Source organism: Micromonospora sp. DT227 (assembly GCF_049841835.1).
Lineage (GTDB): Bacteria > Actinomycetota > Actinomycetes > Mycobacteriales > Micromonosporaceae > Micromonospora.
The window spans coordinates 50,524-76,342 of sequence record NZ_JBNCLA010000010.1 but is presented as its reverse complement, the minus strand read 5'-3'; the positions used below and the strand labels follow the sequence as shown (position 1 = coordinate 76,342).

Sequence of the window (25,819 nt, the reverse complement as noted above, 5' to 3'; positions counted from 1 at the left end):
GGCGCGTCGGTCAGGGCTTGCGGGCCACCCCGCCGTACATGCTGACGTCGGCCGCCGAGGGCCGCGGCTCGGGCTCGCCGTCGGCGCGCCACTCGGCCACCGAGCAGACGCCCGGCTCGACCATGTCGAGGCCGTCGAAGAAGCGCGCGAACTCGTCCCGGCCTCGCAGGTTGATGGTGCCGTGCGGGCCGCCGCGGGCCGCCGCCCTCGCCTCGTTCGCGAGCGGGACCGGCAGGTGGTCGTGGGTGGCGTGCGAGGCGACCAGGTAGCTGCCGGCCGGCAGCGCGTCCAGCAGCCGGGTGACCGTGGCGTAGGGGTCGTCCGGGTCCGGCACGAAGTGCAGCACCGCGATGAGCATCAACGCGACCGGCTCGGACAGGTCCAGCGTGCGGCGCAGGTCGGGGTGGGCCAGGATCTTCTCCGGGTCGCGCAGGTCCGCGTCGAGGTAGGCGGTGGCGCCCTCGGGTGAGCTGGTGAGCAGCGCCCGGGCGTGGGCCAGCACGATCGGGTCGTTGTCGACGTAGACCACCCGGGCGCGCGGGTCGGCGGCCTGGGCCACCTCGTGCGTGTTGTCCGCGGTCGGGATGCCGGTGCCGATGTCCAGGAACTGCCGGATGCCCGCCTCGGCGGCCAGGTGCCGGACCGCGCGCCGCAGGAACCGCCGGTTCTCCAGCGCGCTGAGCCGGATCGTCGGGAAGGCGGCGGCCATCGCGTCGCCGGACTCCCGGTCGGCCTGGAAGTTGTCCTTGCCGCCGAGCCAGTAGTTGTACCGCCGGGCCGGGTGGGCCACCGAGGTGTCGATCCGGTCGGCCGGGTGGCCCGGCGCGGTCGCCGTGCCGCTCGTCTCGCTGGTCAAGGCCGCCTCCACGACTCGCACGCCACCGTTGCGGGGCGGACGTGCGTCCACTGTCTCCGGTCATGGTATAGCCCGCCCGGGCGGGGGTCAGGCCGGGTAGAGCTCGTCGCGGACCCGGGCCAGCAGCTCCGGGGTGCGCTCCGGCGGCGCGGCCTCGACGCACAGCCGCTCCATCGCCTCGGCGTAGTAGTCGAGGTCGTCGCGCTTGTCGAGGTAGATGGCGCTTGTCAACTGCTCGATGTAGACGATGTCCGGCAGGTCCTCGTCGCCGAAGCGCAGGATGCTGAAGGCGCCGCTGGCGGCCGCGTGCCCGCCGGCGGTGAACGGGACGATCTGGAGCCGCACGTGCGGCGCGGCGGTCGCCTCGATCAGCGCGTCCAGCTGCTCGCGCATCACCGCGGCGCCGCCGATCGGCCGACGCAGCACCGCCTCGTCCAGCACCGCCCACAGCTGCGGCGGGTTGGCGCGACGCAGCAGCTCCTGGCGCTCCATCCGCAGGTCGACGCGTCGGTCCAGCTCCATCGGCGCGGCGCCGCGGTGCCCGAGCAGGATCACCTCCCGCGCGTACGCGGCGGTCTGCAGCAGGCCCGGCACGAACTGCACCTCGTACGTGCGGATCAGCGCGGCGGCGGCCTCCAGCCCGAGGTAGGACTGGAACCAGGCGGGCAGCACGTCGCCGTAGCGGTGCCACCAGCCCGGGCTGTTCGCGTCCCGGGCCAGCTTGAGCAGCGCGGCGCGCTCGTCCGGCGCGGTGACGCCGTAGAGCGTGAGCAGGTCGGCGACATCGCGTTCCTTGAACCCGACCCGACCCAGCTCCATCCGGCTGATCTTCGACTCGGAGGAGCGGATCTCCCAACCGGCGCCCTCCCGGCTGACCCCGGCGCCCTCCCGCAGGCGGCGCAGCTGCGCGCCGAGCAGCATGCGCAGCACCGTGGGACCACTTGTCGGTCCACCCTCGACGGGCACCGTGACCACCTGACCGCCCTCGCATCCCGGCTGCTCCCCGACCGGGTGCCCTCCCGGCCGACGAGTAAGCATGCCATGAACCGACAGTGAGGTGAACTCCTCCGGACGGTGGAATCAGTCCCGTCCACGGGACGGCGGGATCAGGTGGTCGAAATCCCCGTCCCGGGCGCCGAGCACGAACGCCTCGATCTCGTCCACCGTATAGATCAACGCCGGCCCGTCGGGATGGCGGGAGTTGCGTACCGCGATGCCGCTGCCGCCGGGCAGCTCGGCCAGCTCCACACAGTTGCCGCTGGGATTGCTGCGGCGACTCTTCAACCACTGCATCGGGGGCAACTCGGTCACGGGTACGCCGTTCGGGGGCGATTGCATGGGCGTCCTTCGGGAAGAGCCAGCCGAGGCCGCGGGGAGGGGCGGTGGGTGGCGACGTCTGTCGACTGAGGTTCGGAATGCACGTGCATCTGCTATTGCATCTGCAATGGACAGCGAGCATGATAACCGAACTACGGTGTGCCGGGTCGCTCACTTTCGGTGACCTGAACCCGGCCCTCGAAAGCCGCTACGCGCGGCCCGGGACTGGTGAGGAGGGCGCGTGCCGGATCCGATGACCGTCGCCTCCGGCCTCTCCGCCGCCGGCGCGCTGCTCTCCGCCTGGCAGCTCCGCCGCCGGGCCGTACGCGCCGAGGCCGAGCTGGAACTGCTCCAGGCGGAGCTGGCCGCCGAGCGGCACGCCGCCAGCCACGACCCGCTCACCGGGCTGCCCAACCGCCGCGCCTTCTTCCGGCTGGCCGCCACCCTGCTCACCGATCCCGCCGGGCAGCCCCTGGTCGCGGTGGTGCTCGACCTGAACGGCTTCAAACAGATCAACGACCGCTACGGGCACGCCGCCGGGGACCAGGTCCTGGTCAGCGTGGCCCAACGACTGGCCGCCTTCGCCGGCAACAACCTGGTGGCCCGACTCGGCGGTGACGAGTTCGCCGGCCTGCTGGCCAGCCCCACCGCCGACCGGCGCTGGATCGAGCACGCCACCCGCCGGCTCTGCGAGGCGCTGGCCGCGCCGATCCCGCTCGGCGCGCGCAGCATCCGGGTCACCGCCTCGGTCGGGCTCGCCCCGGTGCACGGCCCCGCCCAGCTCGCGGACGCGCTGTGCCGCGCCGACGCCGCCATGTACGAGGCGAAGACGCTCGGCGCCGTCCGCCCACCACGCCAACTCGTCGCCGAGCACTGACCCGCCCCACGGTCAGCGCCGGCCGGTCCTCCGGGCGAGCGTGGACTCCGGGCGGGCGTGGACTCCGGGCCGGTGGCTCAGCGCCAGCCGTAGCCGGTGCGCAGCGCCTGGCCGACCCGGTCGAACCGGGGCCGGTCCAGCACCGCGCCCTCCCGGCGGATGCTGTCCTCGCGCATGGTGAGCACCCGGTCCAGGCGCACCCAGCTCGGCCGTCGGTCCCGGTCCCACTCCCCCGGGCCGAGCGACAGCCAGTGCCGCTGGCCGTCCCGCTCGCCCTGACTGGACAACATCAGCCCGAACAGCGTGCGGCTCTGCCGGCCCACCACCAGCACCGGCCGGTCCTTGCCCTGCCGGGGGTCGTCCTCGTAGGGCACCCAGGTCCAGACGATCTCGCCCGGGTCGGCCTGCCCGTCCGGCTCCGGCGCGTACGACAGCTCGCGGCGCTGCAACACGCTGACCTGGCGCCGGCGCGCGACCTGCGCCGGGATCGGGCCGCCCGGGCGGGCCGGCGCGGCGGCGCCCCCGGTGATCCGACCGAGCCGGGACGCCACGTTCCTCAACAGACCTGCCACGGCCGGCAGCCTAGCGGGTCGGCGCGCGGGGGAAACCGGTGGCGGCCCACCGCCCGGTTCGCCACCATGCAGCGGTGACCGTTCCCCGCCACCAGATCCGGGCCGTCTTCACCGACGGCACCGTCACCGTCTACCAGGCGTACCCGGCGGAGATCGCCGACGTGGCGCTGGCCGCCGGCCGGTTCGTGCCGCCGTTCAAGCGGGAGCGGATGACCTGGATCAAGCCGTCGTTCCGCTGGATGATGTACCGCTGCGGCTGGGCGCTCAAGCCCGGCCAGGAACGGGTGCTCGCGGTCGAGATCAGCCGCGCCGGGTTCGAGTGGGCGCTTCGGCACGCCTGCCTCAGCGACCACGACCCGCGGCTGCACCCGGACCGGGACGCCTGGCGTCGGGCCCTGCGGGCCAGCCCGGTCCGCGTGCAGTGGGACCCGGAACGGTCGCTGCGGCTGGCCCCGCTGTCCCACCGGTCGGTGCAGGTGGGACTCTCCGGCGAGGCGGTCCGGCGGTACGTCGACGAGTGGCTGGTCGGCCTCACCGACGTCACCGCGCTGGCCCGGTCGGTGCACGGTCGGCTCACCGCCGGCGACGAGGCCGGCGCGGCGGCGCTGCTCCCGCGGGAACGGCCGTACCCGTTGCCGCCGGAGGTGGCCCGGGTGATCGACGCCGACTGACCGTCCGGGCCGGGCCGGCGACACCCCGACGGCGGGCCGGGTGGCGGGCCCGGCGGGCGGTCAGCCCGGGCGGCGGGCCAGGACGAGCGTGGTGCGCAGGTCCAGCAGGACCGTGCCGCCGAAGCCGTCGACCGCGGCGCCGACCGCGGCGCGGACCCGCTCGCGCAGCTCCGGCGGGCGGCGCAACTGCGGTGAGAACGTGTCGACAAGCCGCAGGTAGGCGGCGGTGTCCAGCGGCACGGACCGGCGGAACCGGGACAGTCGCAGGTCGGTGAAGCAGCCGCTGTCGGCGATGTCGTCGTGGAACCAGCCGTCGGCCCGGTCGCCCCGGTCGTCCGGGTCGGTGGCGGTGAACGCGGCCCGGATCGCCTCGGCCTGCGCCGCCTCGACGTAGGCGTAGCGGTGGCTGAGGACGGCGAGCGTGCCGCCGGGACGCAACGCGTCGTGCGCGCGCCGGTTGCGGGTGGCCGGGTCGAGCCAGTGCCAGGCCATGGCGCAGGCCAGCACGTCGACGCCGCCGTCCGGCGGCGACCACTGCTCGAAGCTCGCGGTCACCACGTGGACGCCCGGGAACCGCTCGGCGAGCACGCCGGCCATCCGCGCGTCCGGCTCGACGCAGGTCGTGGTCGCGCCGAGACCGAGCAGCACGGCGGTGGCCAGCCCGGTGCCGGCGCCGATCTCGACAAGGGTGCCGGGCGGGCCGTCGTGGTAGGCGCGGATCGCGTCCGCGAGCGCGGTCGGGTAGCCCGGTCGGGCCTCGTGGTACGTGCCGGCCGTCTCCCCGAACAGTTGCGACATGGCCGCCATCCTCCCAGATCCGGATGGTGTCGGATGCCCGTCACGCGCCACGCTCGGTCCACCCGCCTCCGGTCGCCACGATGGCAGAGGGGTGAGGGGGACGACCGTGGGTGGATTCCTTCAGGCGCTTGTCACGAAGTTGGCCGAGGAGCTGATGAAGCTGCTTCTCGGGTGGCTCGCCCCGAGGGTGCTGCGGTCCGTGCCGCATCCGGCCCCGCCGGACTGTCCGCGCTGCGGTGGGTACGGCGTGGCACGGTGGGCGCCGCGGCGGGCCACGACGGTGTTCGTGCTCGGCGTGATCGTGTTCGGGTGGGGATTCACCGCGACCGTGCTCGGCGTACCCGTGGTCGTGCTGCTCGTCGCGGTCGGGGTGCGTACCGCGTGGGCGGGCGATCCGGCGGCGGCGCTGCCGGCCCTGGCCGCGCCGCTGGGCCTCGCGGTGTCCGGGGCGGTGATGCTCGCGGGCGCCGCCGCGATGGCCTGGTACCACAGCTTTCCGCCGCGGCTGTGCCGGCGCTGCCACGGCCGGTGGCCCCGGCGGGACCGGGCGGAGTACCTGCGGATGGTGCGGTCGGTGGTGTTCGCCTGCCGGTGCGGCCAGCGCCTGCGCGCGCCGGAACGGCCGCCCGGGGTGCGCGTGCGCTGTCCCCGTTGCGGCGCCGAACAGGCCGCGCCCACCGTGGCGGCACGGGTCACGAGGGCCCCCTTCCGCTCCCGGAAGCGCTGAGCGGGGCCCTGTCTACGCTGCCCGGCATGGAGTTGCCACGCGATCTGCCGCTGTTCGAGCGCCGCGCCGTGCGGCTGGTGGTGCTCGACGCCGCCGACCGGCTGCTGCTGTTCCACACCCGCGACCCGGAGCATCCCGACCTGGGCGTGTGGTGGGAACTGCCGGGCGGTGGGCTGGACCCGGGTGAGACGTACCGGGAGGCGGCGGTGCGCGAGCTGCGCGAGGAGACGGGCATCGTGGTCGCGCCGGGTGAGATCGGCGCGCCCACCTGGCGGCGGCGGGCCAGTTTCCGGCACCGGCAGCGTCGGCACCTCCAGGACGAGGTGGTGGTGCCGGTGCGGCTGCCCGGGCCGGGGCCGGACGTGGACGGCGCCCAGCGGATGGACTACGAGGTGGAGGACTACTTCGGATTCCGCTGGTGGCCGGTGGCCGAGGTGCTCGCGGAGCGCCCGCGCTGCTATCCCGGCCGACTGCCGGAGCTGCTGCCGACGTTCCTGGCCGGAGAGGAGATCGACGAGCCGTTCGAGCTGTGGTCCTGAGCCGGCGTGCCGACGGGCGCGTCAACCGGCAGAGTGGGACGGGTGAATCCACTCCACACCCCCCTGGCCCGGTACGCCGAGCGGCTGCACACCGCCGCCGGCGACACCCACCACGTCGCGTCGCCGCTGGGCGCCTGGCTGCTGCTGGCGCTCACCGGTCCGGCCGCCACCGGGCAGGCCCGGGCGACGCTCGGCGAGGCGCTCGGGGTCGACCCGGACGACGCCGCCGCGTCGGCCCGGGCGCTGCTGGCCGCGCCGCACCCGATGGTCGCCGCGGCCACCGCGCTGTGGGAGCGGACACCGTTCGAGGAGTTGACCCGGTGGCGGGCCGGCCTGCCCGAGCGGACCGAGCGCGGACCACTGCCCGACCAGGCGGCGCTGGACGCGTGGGCCCGGGAACGCACCGGCGGCCTGGTGCGGCGGTTCCCGGTCGACGTCACGCCGGAGACGCTGCTCGTCCTGGCGAGCGCGCTGGCCACCCGGGTGTCCTGGGCCGACCCGTTCGAGCTGGCGCCGGCCGGGGAGCTGGGCGCGGGCAGCGCGTGGGCCGACCGGCTGCGGCAGGTGCTGCGGACGCCCCCGGTCGGGCACCGCTGCGCGGTGGTGGGCACCGAGCGGGCCGGTGACGTCGCGGTGCACGTGGCGCCGGCGCGCGCGGGCGACGACGGCGCCGGGATGCTTGTGGTGTCCGTGGCCGCCGCGCCGCAGGTGCCGTCCGACGTGGTGCTGGCCGCCGCGCAGCAGGTGGCCGTGACCGTCGCCGACGTGCCGGACGGGCCGGTGCCCGGGCAGCGGTCGTTGTTCGACCTGCCGCTGGGCGAGAGCCCGCTCTGGACGGTGCGTGAGCAGCCGACCCGGACGTTCGCCCGGGACGGCCGGGAGGAGCGCGCCACCGCCGTGCTGCCGTGCTGGGCGGCGGAGAGCCGGCACGACCTGACCTCGGCCGGGTTCGGCTTCGACGCGGCGGCGCGGGCGCTGGGCGGACTGCTCGGGTTGGCCGAGCCGCCGTTCTCCGCGGCGCAGTCGGCGGTGGCCCGGTTCGGGCGCTACGGTTTCGAGGCCGCCGCGGTGACCGCGTTCGGGATGGTGGCCGGGCTGCCTCCGGAGGGCGTGGCCCGGGTCGCCGACCTGCGCTTCGGCCACCCGTACGCGGTGGTGGCGGTGGCCACGGACGCCGCCGGCGGTCCGTGGCACGCCCTGCCCGTCTACTCCGCGTGGGTCACGGACCCGGCGGAGGTCCCCGCCGACGAGGCCGGGTGAGGCTGACCGTCAGGCGCGCGGGCCCAGGAACAGGCCGCCGCTCGCGTCGATGACCTGCCCGGTGACCCAGCGCGCGGCGTCCGAGGCGAGGAAGGCGACCACGTCGGCGACGTCGTCGGGCTCGCCCAGCCGGTCGAGCGCCGTCATGCCGATGATCAGCTCGACCAGGCCGGGCGTGGAGAACGCGGGGCCGTTGGTGGCGGTCCGGGTGGCGCCGGGCGCGACCGCGTTCACCGTGATGCCCCGCGCGCCGAGTTGGTTGGCCAGGGTCCGGGTCATCGTCTCGACCGCGCCCTTGGTCATGGCGAACGAGGTCTGGGTGGCGTTCGCCATCCGGGTCGCCGCGGACGAGACCGTGACGATCCGCCCGCCGCCGTCGCGGAACAGCGGCAACGCCCGCTCGATGATGAAGTACGGCGCGCGGACGTTGACCGCGAACAGGCGGTCGAAGGCGGCCGGGGTGGTGGCGCCGAGCGGCCCCGCCGGTGGCGCCGCCGCGTTGTTGACGAGGATGTCGAGCGGCCGGCCGGCCAGGGCGGCCTCGACGCCGGTGAACAGCGTCTCGACGTCGCCGTCCACGCCGAGTTCCGCGCGCACGGCGTACGCCGTGCCGCCGGCCCGGGTGATCCGCTCGACCGTCGTCTCGGCGCCGCCGCGGTCCGTGCCGTAGTGCGCCACGACGGCCGCTCCGCGCGCGGCCAGCCGGGTCGCGACGACCTGCCCGATGCCGCGTGACGCGCCGGTCACCAGCGCGGTCCGGCCCCTCAGCTCAGTCATGATGTTAGCCGCTCCCAATATGGTAGTCACTATCAGTACGTTAGTGTCTACCACATGAGAGAGCGGCACTCCACGCTGCGCGCGCAGCGGCGGGCGGAGACGCAGCGGATGATCCAGGCGCACGCGGTGCGCTTGTTCGCGGAGCGCGGGTACGACGGCACGACGGTCAACGACGTCGCGGACGCGGCGGGCGTGTCGCCGATGACGGTGTACCGGCACTTCCCCACGAAGGAGGATCTCGTCCTCGTCGACCAGAACGGCCCGCTGGTGGCGGCCCGGATCGCCGCCACGCCGGCCGGCCAGCCGCTCGTGCGTCGCATCGGCAGCGCGCTCATCGACTCGGCGCGGGCGCTGGTCACGGAGGACGACCGGTTCCTGCTGGCCCGCCTGCGGCTGATGATCTCGACGCCCGCGCTGCGGGCCCGGCACCTGGACAACCACCACGCGTTGCAACAGGCCATCGTGGCCGGCCTCGGGGACGAGGCCGGCGAGCCGGAGGCGGCGTTCCGGGCCGCGGCGGCGGCCGGCGCCGCGCTGGCCGCCATGCACATCGCGCTGGTGCGGTGGGCGCAGGACGACGGCCGCAGCGACCTGCCCGACCTGATCGCGACCGCGCTGGCGGCGGCCTTCGGCGACGACACCCTCCGGACCGGCGACTCCTGACCACCGGCCTGGCCGACGGGACGCGGCTGGTCCGGGATCGGCCTGGGCGTTCGCCCCGAGCCGCACGTCGGAACGGCCACGCGGCCGGCGGGGCCGCGACGCCCGACCGGGAGCCGTCAGCCGGAGGTCGTGGCCCGGGGCCCGTACCGCTCGGCGGCACGCGCCCTGGCTTTCGTGGCCTCCACCTCGCGATCCTTGGACGGCGCCGTCGTCACGAGGCTGTCCAGCAGGGTGCGGGTGGCCGCCGTGACGGCACGGACCGCCTCGTCGAACGCCGCCTGGTTGGCCGCGGACGGCCGGGTGGCGCCGCTGACCTTGCGCACGTACTGCACGGCGGCGGCTTCGATCTCGTCATCGGTCGCGGGCGGCTCGAAGTTGTGGAGCACGCGAATGTTCCGGCACATGCCTCCACCATGCCAGCCCGCACCGACACCCGCACCGACCGAGGCTTGACAGGCCGCCGCCGGGTGCGGCACCGTTGCCCCGACCACGCGATCGGCGTGGCACTGCGCATGAGGGAATGACGCCTGTGATCCAGGTAGGCCGAGCGGCCGCCTGAGTGTCGACCGCGCGACGGATGACCCGTCGCGCCGTACGGCAACGGTTCGGCGGTCCGACGCATGTCCGTCCACCGTCGTTTCTCTCCTGCATCGAGGTGCTACGTTGATCATGGATGCTCGCGTCCAACAGAGCGTCGTCGCCACCCTGTCGACGCGACCCGCGGCCCTGGAAGTGGGGCCGTTCGTGGTGGGTATCGACCCGACCACGGTCAGCCCGCACATCAACTACGCCACGCCGCGTCCCGGCGAGGCCGTCACCGCGGCCGACGTCACCGCGCTGATCGACGCCTTCCGGGCGGCGGGTCGTCGCCCCCGCCTGGAGTACGTCGCCAGTTGCGCCCCCGCCCTGGAGTCGCTGCTGCTCGCCGCCGGGTTCGTCCCGGAAGCCCGGCACACCTACCTGCTCTGTGTGCCGGACACCCTGCGGACACCACCCACGCCCCACGACGTCGCCCTGATCGAACCGGGCGACGACGAGCAGCGTGCCGCGCTGATCGGCGCGCAGAACGACGCCTTCGGGGAGGCCGCGGCGGCCTCCGCCGCGGACGTCGCCCGGCTCCGGCGCCAGCAGCGGGCCGGCGGCGTGGCCGTCATGGCGGTCGCCGGGTCCGGCGCCTGCCTGGGTGGCGGTGGGGCGGCCCGGCCCACCGACGGGGTGAGCGAGGTGGCCGGCATCGCCGTCCGCGAGCCCTACCGCCGCCGGGGGCTGGCCGGCGCGATCACCGCCGAGACGACCCGGCGGCTCTTCGCCGCGGGGGCCGAGGTCGCCTGGCTGGAGGCCGGCGGCCCCGAGTCGTGGCGGGTGTACCAGCGCGTCGGCTACCGGCCCGCCGGCGAGCGCCTCTACCTCGCCATGAACTGACAACCTGGACGATCAAGGAGTTGGCGTCGGCCCCGGGCTCGGGAACCGACGCGAACTCCTTGATCAACCGCGTGGGGTGGGAACAGGCCCGGTCAGACCGGGACGGCCTCCCGGGTCTCCGCCTTGGCGGCCAGGCGCTTCTCCCGCTCCTGGGCGCCGATCAGGTCGTCCGGCAGGGAGTCCTCGACCTCCAGGTCGAAGCGACGCAGCAACCGGATCCCGAAGCCACCCAGGGTGATCAGGATCAGGATCACCCCGAAGCAGACGTACGCGAAGCCGATGCCCCGGCCCGGACCGGTGCCGATCACCTCGCCCACGCTGCCGGCCAGCGACCCGCCCGGGGCGAGCATCGGCTCGAACAGCGCGGTGGCGGCCGGCGCCAGCAGCGCGAACCCGATCGGCAGCGTGGACCACGAGATGGTCTGGTTCAGGCTGAACACCCGACCGTGGAAACGCTGCGGCACCTTCACCTGGACGATGGTCGCGTAGATCGACTGCGCGGTGGTCATCGCCATGGCCAGCCAGCAGAAGCCCACGCAGATCATCACGATCGAGGCGTCCAACCCGATCAGCACGCAGCCGATCGCGGTGCCCAGGTTGCCGATCAGCACGCCGATCATCCGGCGCTTGCGCGGCCCGCCCCACAGCGACATCAGCACGCCGCCGAGCACCGCGCCCACCGCCTCGGCGAGCGCGACCTGCGCCACCTGCGTCGGGCTGCCGAACGACAGCACCAGCGGGGTGGTCAGCACCAGCGCCGGGGCCAGGAAGATGTTGCCCAGCGCGAAGTAGCCGAGCATCAGCCGGAACCCGCGGTGCTGCCACGAGTAGCGCATGCCGTTCGCGATGGCCACCAGCAGCCGTTCCCGGGGCCGCCAGCCGAGCAGGTCCGGGAAGCGGACCACGGCCAGCGTGAGCACCGCGACCACGTAGCTGGCCACGTCGACGATCAGGATGCCCTTGAGTTCGATGGCGGCGAGCAGGCCGGCGGCGAACGCCGGCATGAGCAGCGTGGCCACACCGGTGGAGAGCTGGGTGATGCCCATCGCGTGCCCGAGGTAGCGCTTCGGCACGAGCTGCGGCACCGCCGACTGGAACGCGATCCGTTGGAACGACCCGGCCACCGAACTGAACGCCACCAGCAGGTAGATGTGCCAGAGCACCAGGTTGTCGGTCCACAGCAGGGCGGCCAGCACCAGTTGCACCGAACCGGCCACGGAACTCGCCAGCATCATGATCCGGCGCCGGCTGACCCGGTCGACCAGCGCGCCGGCCACCGGCAGCATGAGCACGCCGCAGATCAGCGCCAACGCCCAGAGCAGGCCCAGGTCGGCCACCGAGCCGGTGCGGTTGAACAGCCAGATCGGCAACGCGAACGCGGTCAGCGCCGACCCGGTGCTGGAGACGAGCTGCCCGATCGTGACCGCCAGGAACCGGCCCATGCTCGGCTTGACCGTGGTGGTCGGCTTGCGGTCCGCGCCGACCCGGAGCATGTCGTGCACCGCCCAGCCGGCGTCCTCGCCCCGGGCCGCCGGATCCAGGCCGGTGAGGTCACCGGCCACCACCGCGGGGTGGGTACGGGTGACGATCTCGGCCAGCTCCTCGGCGCGGTACTTGAGGAAGAAGTGCCCGGCCTGGTCCAGCACCACCAACCCCAGCGTGTCGCTGAGGAACTGCCACTCGGCGTACCGCTCGCGGTAGTAGTCGGTGACCGGGTCCTCGGAGCCGACCACCGAGATGATCGGCGCGCGCAGCTTCGTCGCCTGCCGGTCCAGCAGCCGGGTGAAGTACTCCTCCGAGGCGCGGGAGTCGGCCCGCATGTTGCTGATGATCCGGTCGGCCTGCTCCGGGTCCAGCTCGTCGGTGTCCACGCCCATCGACTTCAGCCAGCTCGCGTAGTGCTTGTTGCTGCGGAGCTGCTCCAGCCGGTTGCGCGCGGCGGCGAACGGGCCCTTCGGGCGGGCGAACGGGAACATCGCGCCGATGTAGACGGCGGTCAGGTCCCGGCCGGCCGCCTCCACCTTGCGGGCCACCTCGGCGACGATCGCGCTGCCCACGCCGCAGTGGCCGTAGAGCGCGATCGGGCCCTCGACCCGCTCCACGATCTCGTCCGCGACCCGGGTGGTCAGCTCGTCGAACGGCAGCGCGTCCTCGCTGAGACCGACGTCGTGGCCGGGGATGGCGAGCGACCACAGCCCGTACCCGGCCGGCAGCGCGTCCGCGAGCGGCTGGTAGACGATGGCGCTGCCGCCGCCGTACGGGACGCAGACGTACGTCAGCACCCGCTTGGCCACCGGGATCGGCTTGGTCAGCTCGTAGAGCAGCCGGCGCGGCCCCTCCTGGGTGGCGTCACCGGAGATGAACGCGGCCAGGTCCCGGATGGTGCGCTTCTGGAACAGGTCCATCACGCCGACCGCCCGGCCACCCAGCTCCGCCTTGCGGATCTTGGCGACCACCTGGGTGGCGAGCATGGAGTGCCCGCCCAGGTCGAAGAAGTCGTCGTCGATGCCGAGCGTCTCCACGCCCAGCACCTCCGACCAGATCGCCGCGAGGGCCCGCTCGGTGTCGTCCCGCGGCTCGACGAGCGCCACCGACGCCTCGCGGGTGACCACCGGCGCGGGCAGCGCCTTGCGGTCGAGCTTGCCGTTCGGGGTCAGCGGCAGCGCGTCGAGCGTGACGAACGCGGCCGGCACCATGTACTCCGGCAGCGTGTCCTTGAGCGCCGCCTTCAGCGCGGCGTGTTCGGCCGCCCCCACCAGGTACGCGGTGAGCCGCTTGTCGCCCGGGCTGTCCTCGCGGACGATCACCGTGGCCTCGGTGACGTCGGGCTGCTCGCGCAGCGCGCTCTCGATCTCGCCCAGCTCGATGCGCAGGCCGCGCAGCTTGACCTGGTGGTCGATCCGGCCGAGGAACTCGATCACCCCGGCGCCGTCCGGCCCGACCACCCAGCGGGCCAGGTCGCCGGTGCGGTAGAGCCGGGCTCCCGGCTCGCCGCAGAACGGGTCGGGAACGAACTTCTCCGCGGTCAGCGCCGGCCGCCGGTGGTAGCCGCGGGCCAGGCCGACGCCGCCGATGTGCAGCTCACCGGCGACGCCGACCGGGCACTGCGCCCCGGACGCGTCGAGCACGTGCAGCCGCAGGTTCGCGATCGGCGCGCCGATCGGCACGCTCGTCACCTGCGCCAGCCGGTCCGGCTCACACGCCCAGGAGGTGACGTCGATGGCCGCCTCGGTCGGGCCGTACAGGTTGTGCAGGCCGCACCAGGGCAGCCGGGCGGTGAAGTCGACCGCCGAGGTCAGCGGCAGCTCCTCGCCGGAGCAGATCACCCGCCGCAGCGCGGTGGCCGCCTCCACGCCCTCCTCGGCCAGGAACACGGTCAGCATCGACGGCACGAAGTGGGTGGTGGTGATCCGCTCGGACACCAGCAGGTCGCGCAGGTAGCCGGCGTCCTTGTGCCCACCCGGCTTGGCCAGCACCAGCCGGGCGCCGGTGCGCAGCGGCCAGAAGAACTCCCAGACCGACACGTCGAAGCTGGCCGGCGTCTTCTGGAGCACCGCGTCGTCGGCGCCGAGACCGTACGTCCGCTGCATCCAGTCGAGCCGGTTGACGATGCCCCGGTGGGTGTTCGGCACCCCCTTCGGGCGGCCGGTGGAACCGGAGGTGTAGATGACGTACGCCAGGTGTCCCGGCCCGGCCAGCGGCGTCGGGTCGGTGGTCGGCTGGTCGGCCCAGACCGCCGCGTCGTCGAGGTCGAGCACGGTGGCGGTGGTGGCCGGCAGCACGTCGCGCAGGTGCGACTGGACCAGCACCACCGGCGCGTCCGCGTCGGTGACCATGAAGGCCAGCCGGTCCGCCGGGTACTCCGGGTCCAGCGGCAGGTAGGCGCCGCCGGCCTTGAGCACGCCGAGCAGGCCGGCGACCAGCTCCACCGAGCGTTCCGCGCACACCCCGACCAGCGTCTCCGGGCCCACGCCGGCCGCGCGCAGCCGGTGCGCGATCCGGTTGGCCTCGGCGTTCAGCTCCGCGTACGTGCGGCTGGTCCCGTCGATGGTGACCGCGACCGCGTCCGGGGTGGTGGCGGCGCGCTCCTCGACCGGGCCGTGCAGCGTCTCGTCGCGGGGGAAGTCCGCCGCGGTGTCGTTCCAGCCGGCGAGCAGCTCCCGCTCGACGTCGGACAGCAGCGGCAGCCGGGACACCGGAGTGTCCGGCGCGGCGACGATCGCGTCCAGCAGCGCGGTCCACCGCCGGGCCATCCGCTCGACCGTGGCCCGGTCGAACAGGTCCGTGTTGAAGACCAGCTTGCCCCAGAGCCCGTCGACGGTCTCCACCGCGTGCAGCTCGAAGTCGAACCGGGTGGCCTGCAACTCCATCGGGGTCCACTCGAACGTGACCTCGTCGGAGCGGGACACGCCGCGGAACCGGCCCATCTCGTAGTTCTGGAGCACGAACATGGTCTGGAACACCGGCGAGCGGCTCACGTCGCGCGGCAGGCCCAGCTCGTGCACCACCTTGGCGAACGGCACCTCGGCGTGCTCGAAGCCGTCGAGCACGTTGCGCCGGGTGCGGGCCAGCAGCTCGGTGAAGGTCGGGTCCCCGGCCAGCTCGGCCCGCAGCGGCAGCATGTTGATGAACATGCCGACCACGTTCTCCAGCTCCGGCGCGGACCGGCCGGCCACCGACGCGCCGACCGCGAAGTCGTCCTGGCCGGCGTGCCGGGCCAGCAGCACCTGGTACGCCGACAGCAGCGTCATGAACAGCGTGCCGCCGCTGTCCCGGGTGAGCGCGTTGAGCGCCTCGGTGGCCGCCGGGTCGAGCTGGAACTCGACGAAGTCGCCCCGGTAGGTCTGGGTGGCCGGGCGGGGCCGGTCCAGCGGCAGTTCCAGCGGGGTGATGCCGGCGAGGCGCTGCTGCCAGTAGTCGACGTGCGCCCGGGCCTGCGGACCGTCCAGCTCCTGGGCCTCCCAGACGGCGAAGTCGCCGTACTGGATCGGCAGGGCCGGCGGCTCGCCGCCCCGGTACAGCGTGATCAGGTCGCGCAGCAGCACGTCCACCGACCAGCCGTCACCGACGATGTGGTGCTGCCCGAGGAACAGCACATGGTCCTCGACGGTCAGCCGGATCAGCAGCGCGCGCAGCAGCGGGCCGTGCGCCAGGTCGAACGGCTCGGCCGCCGCGGCGTCGACGAGCGCCTGTGCGGCGGTCTCGTCGGCGGCCTCCACCACGGTCAGCGGCACGTCCGGGGTGTCGGCGACCACCACCGTGGGGCGGCCGTCGGCGTCGGCCGGGAAGCGGGTGCGCTGCGACTCGTGCCGGGCGGCGAGCGCGGTCAGGGCCGCGCGCAGCGCGTCGACGTCGAGCGGTCCACGCACCCGCAGCGGCACCGCGATGTGGTACGCGGCCTCGCCCGGGGCGATCTGGTCCATGAACCAGACCCGCTCCTGGGCGTAGGACAGCGGCACCGGCGCGCCGTCGGGCCGGGGGGTGATCCGGGCCGCCGGGGCGGACTGGCGGGCGCGCAACCGCTTGGCGATCAGCGCCTGCCGGGCCGCCTCGCGGGCCGGATCCTTCAGGTCGGTCATCAGTTGGTTCCCTCTTCCGCCGCGAGCAGCGCGGCGACCTCGGAGTCGGAGAGGCCGTCGAGTTCGGCCGCGATCCGCTGTTCGATCTGGCCGGCCAGGTCGGCCACCACGGGGCTGGAGAACAGCGCCCGCATGGGCAGGTCGACGTCCACCTCGGCGCGGATCCGGGCCATCGCCCGCATGCCGCGCAGCGAGTTGCCGCCGAGCGCGAAGAAGTCGTCCAGCGCGCCGACCTTCTCCACCTGGAGGATGTCGGCGTACACCTCGGCGACCAGCGCCTCGGCCTCGGTACGCGGGGCGACGTAGCTGTCCTCGGCCGGTTCGGTGGCCGCCGGGGCGGGCAGCGCGGCGCGGTCCAGCTTGCCGTTGGGCGTCAACGGCAACGTGTCCAGCCGGACCAGGGCGGCCGGCACCAGGTGCGCCGGCAGCTCGCGGGCCAGCTCGGCGCGGACCGAGTCCTCATGGGCGGGCCCGACCAGGTAGCCGACCAGCGTCGGCTCGCCACCGTCGGTGCGCACCGCCGCGGCGGCGGCCCGTACGTCCGGGTGGGCGAGCAGCGCGGCCTCGACCTCGCCCAGCTCGATCCGCATGCCCCGCACCTTGACCTGGTCGTCGCGGCGGCCCAGGTAGTCGAGCGTCCCGTCGGGACGCCAGCGGGCCAGGTCGCCGGTGGCGTACATGCGCGCGCCGGGCGGGCCGTACGGGCAGGGCAGGAAGCGCTCGGCGGTGAGGCCGGGCCGGTCGTGGTAGCCGCGGGCGAGCTGCGCGCCGGTGACGTACAGCTCGCCGACCACGCCCGGTGGGACCGGCTGGCCCGCGGCGTCGAGCAGCAGCGCGCCCGTGTTCCAGGTGGGCGTGCCGATCGGCACCGGGCCGGGCGGGACCGGTTCGCCGGGGGCGATCCGGGCCGCGACGCAGCCGACGGTGGCCTCGGTCGGGCCGTACTCGTTGACCACCGCCACGTCGGGGTGCGCGGACCGCCAGCCGGCGAGCTGCTCGCCGCTGAGCGCCTCGCCGCCGATCACCAGGTCGACCGTCGGCGACAGCTCGCCGTCGAGCAGCGGCAGGTGGCTCGGGGTGACCTTGAGGAAGGACGGCCGGCCACCGGCCCGCGCGGCCGGGGAGTCGATCGCGGCGAGCCGGACCGTGCCGCCGGCGGTGAGCGTGCCGAGCAGGCCGGTGACGGTGAGGTCGAACGAGACCGGCGAGTGCAGCAACGCGGTGCCGGCCAGCCCCGGGTAGGTCGCCCGGGCCCAGGCCAGGTAGGCGGTCACCGCCCGGTGCTCGACCACCACGCCCTTCGGCCGGCCGGTGGAGCCGGAGGTGTACAGCACGTACGCCGGGTGGTCGGGACGCAGCGCGGCGACCCGGTCGGCGTCGGTGAGGTCGTCGCCGGGCTGGTCCGCGCCGATCTCCCCGTCGAGCACCAGCGCGTCGCCGGGCACCGACGCGGCGGTGTCCGCGGTGGCCACCACCAGCGCCGGAGCGGCGTCGGCCAGCAGGTAGGCGATCCGCCCGGCCGGGTACGCGGTGTCCACCGGCACGTACGCGGCGCCGGACTTGAGCACCGCGAGCATCGCCACCACCAGCTCGCAGGAGCGGGGCAGGGCGAGCGCGACCCGGGTCTCCGGGCCGGCGCCGCGCGCCACCAGCAGCCGGGCCAGCCGGTTCGCGGCGGTGTTCAGCTCGGCGTAGCTGAGCGTCACGCCGTCGCAGACCAACGCCGGCGCGTCCGGGGTGGCGGCGGCCTGCCGCTGCACCTCGTCGGTGACGGTGGCCGCCGGCAGGTCGTGCGTGGCGCCGGCCCCGGCGCGCAGCACCAGGTCCCGCTCGTCGTCGGTGAGCAGCGGCAGCGCGCCGACCGGGCGCTCCGGCTCGGCCACCGCGGCGGTGAGCAGCCGCACGTAGCGCCGCGCCACCGTCTCGGCGCTGGCGTGGTCGAACAGCGCGGTCCGGTAGACCAGCCGGCACTCACCGGTGGTGATGTCGAACGCCAGGTCGTCCTTGGTGGTGCCCAGCTCGATCGGGTCGAGGCCGGAGTCCGGGATCCAGTTCAGCGCGGTCTGGAAGATCGGCTGCACGGACGGGTCGCGCTGCGGGTCCACCGCCTCGACGATCTTCTGGAACGGGGTCTGCCCGTGTTCCATGGCGTCGATCAGACCGTTGCGCACCCGGCCGAGCAGGTCGGCGAAGGTCGGGTCGCCGGAGACGTCGCAGCGCAGCGCCACCGGGTTGACGAACATCCCGATCAGCGACGCCAGCTCCGGGTTGTCGCGGCCCGCGGTGGAGACGCCGACCACCACGTCGGTCTCACCGGAGATCCGCGACAGCAGCGCCGCGAAGCCGGCCAGCAGCACCATGTACGGGGTGGCCTGCGCGCCGAGCGCCAGCGTGCCGACCCGGTCGAGCAGCCCGTCGGGCAGCGTGAAGCGCACCTCGTCACCGGCGAAGCCGAGCTGGGCCGGGCGGGGCCGGTCCAGCGGCAGGGCGGTGACCGCCGGGGCGCCGGCCAGGTGGCCGGTCCAGAACGCGAGCTGCCGGTCCAGTTCCGCGCCGGTGAGCTGCTGGCGCTGCCAGACCGCGAAGTCGGCGTACTGGATCGGCAGCTCCGGCACGGCGGGCTCGGCGCCGGTGCGCGCGGCCTCGCAGAACGCGGCGAGTTCGGCGTGGAACAGCACCGCCGAGTGGCTGTCGAAGACCGCGTGGTGGGCCACGAACGCCAGCGCCCAGGCGTCGTCGAGGCGGATCAGCCGGGCCCGCCACGGCGGCGGCGCGTCCAGCGGGATCGGGGTGCGGGCCAGGTCGGTGCGGAGCCGCTCGAACTCGGCCAGCCGCTCGTCGGCCGGCAGGTGGCTCAGGTCGGTGGTGGGCAGCGGCACCGGCTCGTGGGCGCGCACCACCTGCACCAGCGCGCCGTCGTCGACCCGCAGGTGGGTCCGGAGCGCCTCGTGCCGGGCCACGATCCGGTTGACCACGTCGCTCGCCGCCTCGGCGTCCACGCCGGCCGGGAAGGCCCACGGGATGGAGACGTTGAACACCGGCGAGCGGGCGTCGAGCTGGTTGGCCATCCACACCCGCTCCTGGGCGTACGAGGCCGGGAACGTCCACTCCTGCTGACTCATGAGAGCGCCTCGCGTACCGAGCGGGGACGCATGTCGGTCCAGACCTCGTCCACGTGGGCCAGGCACTCCTCGCGGCTGCCGGCGAAGCCGGTGTCGTGCCAGCCGGCGGGCAGCTCCCGGTCGGCCGACCAGATCGAGTACTGCTCCTCGTCGTTGCGGACGACCAGGAATCGGGATTCGGCCATGTCAGTTCGCTCCAGCGGTGTCGGGGGTGTACGCCTCGGCCATCGCCACGGCGATCTTGCGGGGGCCGGTGAACGGCTCCCGGCCGTGCGCGGCGGTCATGTTGTCGACCACCAGCACGTCGTCGCGCTGGTAGTCGAAGCGGACCGTGGCCGCCCGGTAGGCGGCCCGCAGGTGGTCCATGACGTCGGCGGGGATCTCGCCGCCGTCGCCGTAGTAGGTGTTCGACGGCAGCCCGTCGGCGCCGAACATGGCCAGCAGCCCCTCCTGGTAGTCCGCCGGCAGCGTGCTCAGGTGGAAGAAGGTGGCGTGGTTGAACCAGCGCGGCGTGTCCGAGCCGGGCCGGTGGTGCACCGCGTTCCGGACCGCGCGGGTGCGCAGGCCGTCCTTGCCGACCCACTCCACGGTGATGCCGTTGGCCGCCGCGTACGCCTCCACCTCGGCGCGGCTCTCCGTGTTGAACACCTCCTGCCAGCGGGTGCCGAAGTCGCCGTGGAAGTTACGCATCAGCATCCAGCGACGCCTGACGAACTCCTCCCGGACCGCGGGGTCGATCAGCTCGTACACCCGGCGCACGTCGGCCAGCGGGGTGGCGCCCCGGGTCTCCGGCGGGGTGACGCAGTAGAAGAACAACGTCAACGGCCACCGCGCCTGGTACGAGTTCTCGTTGTGCAGGAAGATCTCCTCGTCCGGCGGGTAGTCGGTCGAGGTGTAGACCCGGCCCTTGATGGAGTGCCGGGGCGAGGAACGCTCGGTGTAGGTCAGCGGCTCGCCGGCCAGCGCGCGCACGGCGGCGTCGAAGCCGTCCACGCCGCCGAGGTCGAAGCCGCGGAACAGCAGCCCGCCGCTGGCGACGAGCGTGTCCCGCAGCTCGGCGCGCCGGGCCGCGATCAGGTCGGTCAGCGCCCGGCCGTCGTTCTCGACGACCACCGGGAGCGTGGCGGTTGTCTCGCTCATGGTGCGGTGTCTCCTTGTTCCGTCGGGGGGATGTCAGCCGCGGGGCAGCCGCGGAATGGCCGGGATCGCCGCCGGGGCGGCCGGTTGGTCGGCGGGCGCCTCGGCGCGCAGCTCCTCGATCCGGGCCGCCAGGCCGGCCACGGTGGGGGTCTCGAAGAGGCTGCGCATCGGCAGCCGCACCCCGGTCGCCTTGCGCATCGCGGCGATGAGCTGCACGGCGACCAGCGAGTTGCCGCCGAGGGCGAAGAAGTCGTCGTCCACGCCGACGTCGGTGACGCCGAGGCCGTCCTGCCACACCTGGGCGACGGTCTTCTCCAGCTCGGTACGCGGGGCGGCCGAGCCGCCGCCGGTGGCGGCCGACGCGACGACCGGGGCGTCGGTCTCCTCCGCCAGGCTGTCCGTGGTGACCCGGGCGGCCCGACGCCGGATGTCGGCGACCGTGCGGGTGGCGATCACCACCTGGGCGCCGAGGCCCGCGCCGAGGCTGCGGCGGAACGCCTCCGCGCCGTCGACCGGCCGGATGTCCTCGGTGACCGCGTCCGGCGCGTCGGCCGCCGCCGGGGCCTCGGCGAGGTTGCCGGTGACCGCGCTCTGGTCGACCCGGCGCAGCACGAAGTCGCTGATCGCGACCAGTTCCCGACCGTCCGGGTCGCGCAGCGACAGGTCGGCGGCGACCACCTCGTCGGTGGCGGCCGGCCGGTGCCGCAGGTGACTGTGGAACGTCGCCGGCAGCGTCCCGCGCACCGTGATCCGGCCGTACGACAGCGGCAGGTACGTGCCGTCGCCCTGCCCCCGGCCGAACGCGGTGGCCACGTCGAGCAGCGCCGGGTGCATCCCCCAGGACGGCAGGTCGGCCAGCGCCGCGGCGGGCGCCTCCACCCGGGCCAGCTCCTCGCCGTCGGCGAGGTGGTGCTCGGCCAGCGCCGCCCAGCGCGGCCCGAACGTGAGCATGCTGGTGCGGCCCCGGCCGAACGAGGCGTCGTCGTCGACCCGCCGGCCGGCCACCTCGGCCGGGACGGCCGGCGGCGCGGGCTCGGTGGTCCAGCCGGCCGTGCCCCGCACGTGGGCGCGCAGCCGCCCGGCGGCGAGGCTGGCCACGGTGAAGTCCACGCCCTCCTCGGTCGGGGCCAGCTCCACCCGGTACTGCGCGACGGTGCCGTCCGGCACCGAGAACGGCTCCAGGAAGACCACGTCACGCAGCTCCACCGCGGCGTCCGGGGCCGGCGCGGGCAGCGCGGCGACCACGGCGGCGCGCACCGCCTCCAGGTGGGCGGTGCCCGGCACCACCGGCACCCCGCCGATCCGGTGCTCGTCGAGCAGCCAGTGGGTGTCGGCCGCGACCAGGCCGTGCAGCACGACGCCGTCCGGGCCGGTGACCATGGTGGTCAGCACCGGGTGGGTGACCGGGCTGGTCAGGGTGTCCCGACCGGCGGCCCGGAACGCGGCCGGCGCGGCCGTCTCCACGGCCATGCCGACCTCGGCCCAGCCGCCCCAGTTCTGCGACACCACCGGCGCGCGGAACCCGGCGCCGGAGCGCGCGAACGCGTCCAGCACGTTGTTCGCGGCGCAGTAGTCGACCTGACCGAAGCCGCCGATCACCGCCGTGATCGACGAGCAGAGCACCACGAAGTCCAGCGGCAGGTCGCCGAAGACCTGGGCCAGGGCCAGCGTGCCGGCCAGCTTCGGGGCGAGCACCCGCTCCGCCTCGGCCCGCTCCTTGACCTCGGCCATGCCGCCGCCGGGCAGGCCGGCGGCGTGCACGATGCCGTCCAGCCCGCCGAACCGGCGCTCTGCCTCCGCGCGTACCCGACGCAGGTCGTCCGCGTCGGTGACGTCCGCGGCGAGCACCAGCACCTCGGCGCCGGCCGCCTCCATCCGGCGGATCGCCGCGATGGCCCGGCCGGCCCGGTCGGCGCCACCGTGCACCGCCAGGTGCGCGTCCCAGTCGTCGCGCTCGGGCAGACCGGAGCGGGCCAGCAGCACCAGCTTGGCGCGGGCCCGGCGGGCGAAGTCCTCGGCCAACGTGACGCCGATGCCGCCGAGACCGCCGGTGATCAGGTAGCGGCCCTCCTCGCGCAGCACGCCCGGCTCGTCCTCGGCGGCCACTGTCACCTGCTCGTAGCCGCCCACCCAGCGCCGGTCGCGGCGCAGCGCCACCTCCGGGTGCTCCGGGTCGACCGGGCTGCGCAGCTCCACCGCGAGGGCGGCCACGCCGCGCGCGGCCGGGTCGGCGTCGAGCAGCCGGACGGTCAGGCCGGGCAGCTCGGCCGGCAGCACCCGGGCCAGGCCGGCCAGCGCGGCGTGCTCCGGCCGGACCAGGTCGTCGCCGCGCACGTCACCGATGCCGGCGGTGACCAGGTCGAGCCGGACGCCCGCCTCGTCGCTGGTCAGGCCGGCGCCGGCGAGCGCCTGCACCAGGTGCAGCGCGCCGAAGAAGCCGCGCTCCTGGGCGGCCCAGGCGGCGGGGATGTCGGTGCCGGCCGGCTCGCCGTCCAGCGCGAACGCGTGCACGATCCGCCGGGGCAGGTCCGCGCCGAGCGCGGCGACAAGCGCCTCGGCGTCCTCGCGGGCGCCGGGGCGCAGCCGGAAGCCGTTGGCGGTGGCGGCGAACACGCCGCCGACGCGTACCTCGACCGGGTCGTCGCCGGCGGCCCGCAACGCCGCGACGAGCGCCTCGCCGCGCGGGCCGTCGGCCAGCACCAGGCACCGGCCCAGCGGCTCGACGGTCCGGGCCGGCGCGGCCTGCCGCCACACCGGCACCGCGAACCACTCCGGCAGCGGACGGGGGCCGGTCTCGGCCGGGGCCGCCGCCACCTGCTCCACCGGGTCCGGCTCGACCCAGTAGCGGCGACGCTCGAACGGGTACGTGGGCAGCGGCACCCGCCGCGCGTCGGGGTCGACGGCGAGCGTCACCGGCACGCCGGCACACCAGAGCGCGCCGGCGGTGCCGAGCAGCGTGGCCAGGTCACCGACCGGCTCCCCCGGGCCGGGCAGGCTGCCCAGCGGGGTGAGCGCGCGCTGCGCCTCGCCGGCCTTCGCGACCTGCATCCGGGCCAGGTTGGCCAGTTGCCGGCCGGGGCCGCACTCGACGAGCGCCCAGGTGCCCTCGGCGAGCAGCGTGGCCACGCACGCGCCGAAGCGGACCGGCCGGCGCAGGTGCGCGGCCCAGTACGCCGGGTCGGTGGCCTCCGCCTCGGTGATCCAGGTGCCGGTCACGTTTGACACGAACGGCACCGCCGGCGCGCGCAGCGGCACGCTCGCCATCAACGCGGTGAACTCGTCCAGGATCGGGTCCATCATCGGCGAGTGGAACGCGTGCGAGGTGCGCAGCAGCTTCGACTTCTGCTTGCTGCCCAGGCTCTCCGCGAACGCCTCGACCAGCGCGGTCTCGCCGGCCACCACGCAGGTGCCGGGGCCGTTCACGGTCGCCACCGACAGGCCCTCGGGCAGCCGCTCGGCCACCGCCGACTCGTCGAGCGTGACGGCCAGCATGGACCCGGCCGGCAGCGCGTGCATGAGCCGGCCCCGGGCGGCCACCACCTTCAGCGCGTCGGCCAGGTCGAGCACGCCGGCGAGCGTGGCGGCGACGTACTCGCCGATCGAGTGGCCGACCATCGCGGCCGGGGTGACGCCGGCGGCCCGCCAGGCGGCGGCCAGGGCGTACTCGACGGTGAACAGGGCCGGCTGGGTCCAGCGGGTCTCGGTGAGCTTCGTCGCCGCCTCCGGGTCCCGGCCCAGGATCAGGTCCCGGATGTCCAGGCCCAGCTCACCGCGGAGCAGCTCGGCGCACTCGTCCACGGCGGCGGCGAACGCCGGGTCCTCGGCATACAGCTCGGCGCCCATGCCGGCGTACTGCGAGCCCTGCCCGCTGAACAGGAAGGCCACCCGGGGGGCGGGGCCGTCGGCGACGCCCCGGTGCGCCTTGCGGCGGTCGCGCAGCGCGGCGGCGGCGGTCTGCGGGTCGCCGGCGACCACGGCGGCGCGGTGGGCGTACCGCTGCCGGCCGACGCGCAGCGTGTGCGCGACGTCGGCGAGCAGGTCGGGGCCGCCGGCGGTGGCGCGCTCCAGGTGGTCGGCGAGGTCGCGCACGGCGGTGTCCAGCGCGGTCGGGGTCTTCGCCGACACCTGGAGCAGGTGCGCCGGGCGCACCCGCCGCTCGGCCCGGTACGCGGCCGGCGCCTCCTCCAGCACCACGTGCGCGTTGGTGCCGCCGATGCCGAACGAGCTGACCCCGGCCCGGCGCGGCCCGCCGTCGGCGTCCCACTTGGTCAGCGTGTTCGCCACGTAGAACGGGGTGTCGGCGAAGTCGATGGCCGGGTTCGGCGACTCGTAGTTGATGGTCGGCGGGATCAGCCCGTGTTCCATGGCGAGCACCGCCTTGATCACGCTGACGATGCCGGAGGGCTGGCTGAGGTGGCCGATGTTGGACTTCACCGAGCCGATGCCGCACCAGCCCCGGTCGTCGGTGTCCTTGGTGTAGACGGCGGAGAGCGCGGCGACCTCGATCGGGTCGCCCAGCGCGGTGCCGGTGCCGTGCGCCTCGACGTAGCTGATGGTGCGCGGGTCGATCCCGGCCAGCCCGACGGCCTGGGCGACGGCCTCCATCTGCCCGTCGATGCTGGGGGCGGTGAAGCCGACCTTCCCGGCGCCGTCGTTGTTGATCGCGTTGCCGAGCACCACCGCGCGGATCGTGTCGCCGTCGGCGATCGCGTCGGAGAGACGCTTGAGCAGCGTGACGCCGACACCGCTGCCCCACACCGTGCCGTTGGCGTCGGCGTCGAACGGCCGGCACCGGCCGTCCGGCGAGGTGAAGCCGTCCATGCCCAGGTAGCCGGCGTGCGGCAGCTCGATGTTGACGCCGCCCGCGAGCGCCATGTCGCACTCGCCGTTGCGCAGCGCCTCGCAGGCCAGGTGGAACGCGACGAGCGAGGTCGAGCAGGCGGTGTGCACGGTCATGCTCGGGCCGCGCAGGTCCAGCCGGTACGACACGTTGGTGGCCACGTAGTTCGGCGAGTTGCCGGTGGCGATGGAGACCGCGCCGTGCGGGTTGCCGCCGACGCGCTTGTTGCGCAGCACGTAGCGGTTGAGGTAGGTGGTGCCGCCGCTGCCGGCGTAGACGCCGACCGCGCCGTCGTAGCGACCCGGGTCGTAGCCGGCGTCCTGCAACGCGGTGTAGCAGGTCTCCAGGAACAGCCGGTGCTGCGGGTCGGTGGTCTCGGCCTCGCGGGCGGTCATCCCGAACAGGCCGGCGTCGAACTCGTCGTAGCCGTCGACGAGCGGGGCCCGGTTCACCCAGCTCGGGTCGTCGACCTCGTCGGCGCTGACGCCCCGGGCGAGCTGCTCCTCGCGGGTCAGCTCGGTCGTCGACTCCACGCCGTCGACCAGGTTGCGCCAGAACTCGTCGATGTCGGCCGCGCCGGGCAGGCGGGCGGCCAGCCCGACGATCGCGATGGGCTCGATGCCGTCGTCGGCGGCGGCGGAAATGTCGTTCTGCATGGG

General features: G+C 74.7%; 19 protein-coding genes. 7 read left to right on the top strand and 12 right to left on the bottom strand.

The window, feature by feature from the left end; all coding sequences use genetic code 11:
- Window positions 1-10 precede the first annotated feature (10 nt).
- From ACLQ2W_RS27750 to ACLQ2W_RS27740, 3 genes are all read right to left on the bottom strand, one after another.
- Window positions 11-856, bottom strand: coding sequence for an SAM-dependent methyltransferase (locus ACLQ2W_RS27750; RefSeq protein WP_425790036.1), 846 nt, complete (start codon window positions 854-856; stop codon window positions 11-13).
- An 87-nt stretch (window positions 857-943) separates the two neighbouring features.
- Window positions 944-1,831, bottom strand: a complete 888-nt coding sequence (locus ACLQ2W_RS27745) for a helix-turn-helix domain-containing protein (protein ID WP_107155467.1) — start codon at window positions 1,829-1,831, stop codon at window positions 944-946.
- A gap of 105 nt (window positions 1,832-1,936) precedes the next feature.
- Window positions 1,937-2,194: a DUF397 domain-containing protein gene (locus ACLQ2W_RS27740; protein WP_107155466.1), complete on the bottom strand. Its 258-nt coding sequence runs from the start codon at window positions 2,192-2,194 to the stop codon at window positions 1,937-1,939.
- Window positions 2,195-2,414: 220 nt separating this feature from the next.
- Between ACLQ2W_RS27740 and ACLQ2W_RS27735 the strand changes: the two genes are divergently transcribed.
- Window positions 2,415-3,050 carry a GGDEF domain-containing protein gene (locus ACLQ2W_RS27735; RefSeq protein WP_425790033.1) on the top strand — a complete coding sequence of 212 codons (636 nt, stop codon included), beginning with the start codon at window positions 2,415-2,417 and terminating at the stop codon, window positions 3,048-3,050.
- Between the two features lie 77 nt (window positions 3,051-3,127).
- On the opposite strand, the gene ACLQ2W_RS27730 is transcribed toward ACLQ2W_RS27735, so the two are convergent.
- Entirely contained in the window at window positions 3,128-3,622 is a 495-nt protein-coding gene (locus ACLQ2W_RS27730; protein ID WP_425790031.1) for a type II toxin-antitoxin system PemK/MazF family toxin, read from the bottom strand.
- A 74-nt stretch (window positions 3,623-3,696) separates the two neighbouring features.
- On the opposite strand from ACLQ2W_RS27730, the gene ACLQ2W_RS27725 reads away from it, so the two are divergent.
- On the top strand, window positions 3,697-4,293 hold the full coding sequence (locus tag ACLQ2W_RS27725; RefSeq protein ID WP_425790029.1) for a DUF4291 domain-containing protein: 597 nt from the start codon (window positions 3,697-3,699) through the stop codon (window positions 4,291-4,293).
- A gap of 60 nt (window positions 4,294-4,353) precedes the next feature.
- Here ACLQ2W_RS27725 and ACLQ2W_RS27720 read toward each other — a convergent pair whose 3' ends face one another.
- The gene (locus ACLQ2W_RS27720) at window positions 4,354-5,091 is read right to left on the bottom strand and encodes a class I SAM-dependent methyltransferase (protein ID WP_425790027.1); all 738 of its coding nucleotides are present in this window, start codon (window positions 5,089-5,091) and stop codon (window positions 4,354-4,356) included.
- 106 nt (window positions 5,092-5,197) lie between these two features.
- Here ACLQ2W_RS27720 and ACLQ2W_RS27715 point away from each other — a divergent pair, with 106 nt between their 5' ends.
- Genes ACLQ2W_RS27715 through ACLQ2W_RS27705 form a run of 3 tightly spaced genes read left to right on the top strand, consistent with a single transcriptional unit; the run spans window position 5,198 to window position 7,617 of the window.
- Window positions 5,198-5,818, top strand: coding sequence for a hypothetical protein (locus ACLQ2W_RS27715; RefSeq protein ID WP_425790025.1), 621 nt, complete (start codon window positions 5,198-5,200; stop codon window positions 5,816-5,818).
- 26 nt (window positions 5,819-5,844) lie between these two features.
- Complete coding sequence (locus ACLQ2W_RS27710) at window positions 5,845-6,357, top strand: NUDIX hydrolase (RefSeq protein ID WP_425790023.1); 513 nt, start codon at window positions 5,845-5,847, stop codon at window positions 6,355-6,357.
- Window positions 6,358-6,399: 42 nt separating this feature from the next.
- Window positions 6,400-7,617, top strand: coding sequence for a hypothetical protein (locus tag ACLQ2W_RS27705; protein WP_425790021.1), 1,218 nt, complete (start codon window positions 6,400-6,402; stop codon window positions 7,615-7,617).
- A gap of 9 nt (window positions 7,618-7,626) precedes the next feature.
- Here the strand turns inward: ACLQ2W_RS27705 and ACLQ2W_RS27700 are convergent, their stop codons facing one another.
- On the bottom strand, window positions 7,627-8,394 hold the full coding sequence (locus tag ACLQ2W_RS27700) for an SDR family NAD(P)-dependent oxidoreductase (RefSeq protein WP_425790019.1): 768 nt from the start codon (window positions 8,392-8,394) through the stop codon (window positions 7,627-7,629).
- Between the two features lie 54 nt (window positions 8,395-8,448).
- On the opposite strand from ACLQ2W_RS27700, the gene ACLQ2W_RS27695 reads away from it, so the two are divergent.
- Window positions 8,449-9,057, top strand: a complete 609-nt coding sequence (locus ACLQ2W_RS27695; RefSeq protein WP_405093926.1) for a TetR/AcrR family transcriptional regulator — start codon at window positions 8,449-8,451, stop codon at window positions 9,055-9,057.
- A 116-nt stretch (window positions 9,058-9,173) separates the two neighbouring features.
- On the opposite strand, the gene ACLQ2W_RS27690 is transcribed toward ACLQ2W_RS27695, so the two are convergent.
- Window positions 9,174-9,461 carry a DUF2277 domain-containing protein gene (locus ACLQ2W_RS27690; protein ID WP_425790016.1) on the bottom strand — a complete coding sequence of 96 codons (288 nt, stop codon included), beginning with the start codon at window positions 9,459-9,461 and terminating at the stop codon, window positions 9,174-9,176.
- 265 nt (window positions 9,462-9,726) lie between these two features.
- Between ACLQ2W_RS27690 and ACLQ2W_RS27685 the strand changes: the two genes are divergently transcribed.
- Entirely contained in the window at window positions 9,727-10,479 is a 753-nt protein-coding gene (locus ACLQ2W_RS27685) for a GNAT family N-acetyltransferase (protein ID WP_425790014.1), read from the top strand.
- A 92-nt stretch (window positions 10,480-10,571) separates the two neighbouring features.
- On the opposite strand, the gene ACLQ2W_RS27680 is transcribed toward ACLQ2W_RS27685, so the two are convergent.
- Genes ACLQ2W_RS27680 through ACLQ2W_RS27660 form a run of 5 tightly spaced genes read right to left on the bottom strand, consistent with a single transcriptional unit; the run spans window position 10,572 to window position 25,816 of the window.
- Window positions 10,572-16,058, bottom strand: coding sequence for an amino acid adenylation domain-containing protein (locus ACLQ2W_RS27680; protein WP_425790012.1), 5,487 nt, complete (start codon window positions 16,056-16,058; stop codon window positions 10,572-10,574).
- Entirely contained in the window at window positions 16,058-19,180 is a 3,123-nt protein-coding gene (locus tag ACLQ2W_RS27675) for a non-ribosomal peptide synthetase (RefSeq protein WP_425790010.1), read from the bottom strand. Before ACLQ2W_RS27675 ends, ACLQ2W_RS27680 begins: the two co-directional genes overlap by 1 nt.
- A complete protein-coding gene (locus ACLQ2W_RS27670) occupies window positions 19,177-19,365 on the bottom strand; it encodes an MbtH family protein (RefSeq protein WP_043324625.1) in 189 nt (62 codons plus the stop codon). The genes ACLQ2W_RS27675 and ACLQ2W_RS27670 overlap by 4 nt, the downstream gene beginning before the upstream one ends.
- A gap of 1 nt (window position 19,366) precedes the next feature.
- A complete protein-coding gene (locus ACLQ2W_RS27665; RefSeq protein WP_425790008.1) occupies window positions 19,367-20,320 on the bottom strand; it encodes a TauD/TfdA family dioxygenase in 954 nt (317 codons plus the stop codon).
- A 33-nt stretch (window positions 20,321-20,353) separates the two neighbouring features.
- Entirely contained in the window at window positions 20,354-25,816 is a 5,463-nt protein-coding gene (locus tag ACLQ2W_RS27660; RefSeq protein WP_425790006.1) for an SDR family NAD(P)-dependent oxidoreductase, read from the bottom strand.
- Window positions 25,817-25,819 lie beyond the last annotated feature (3 nt).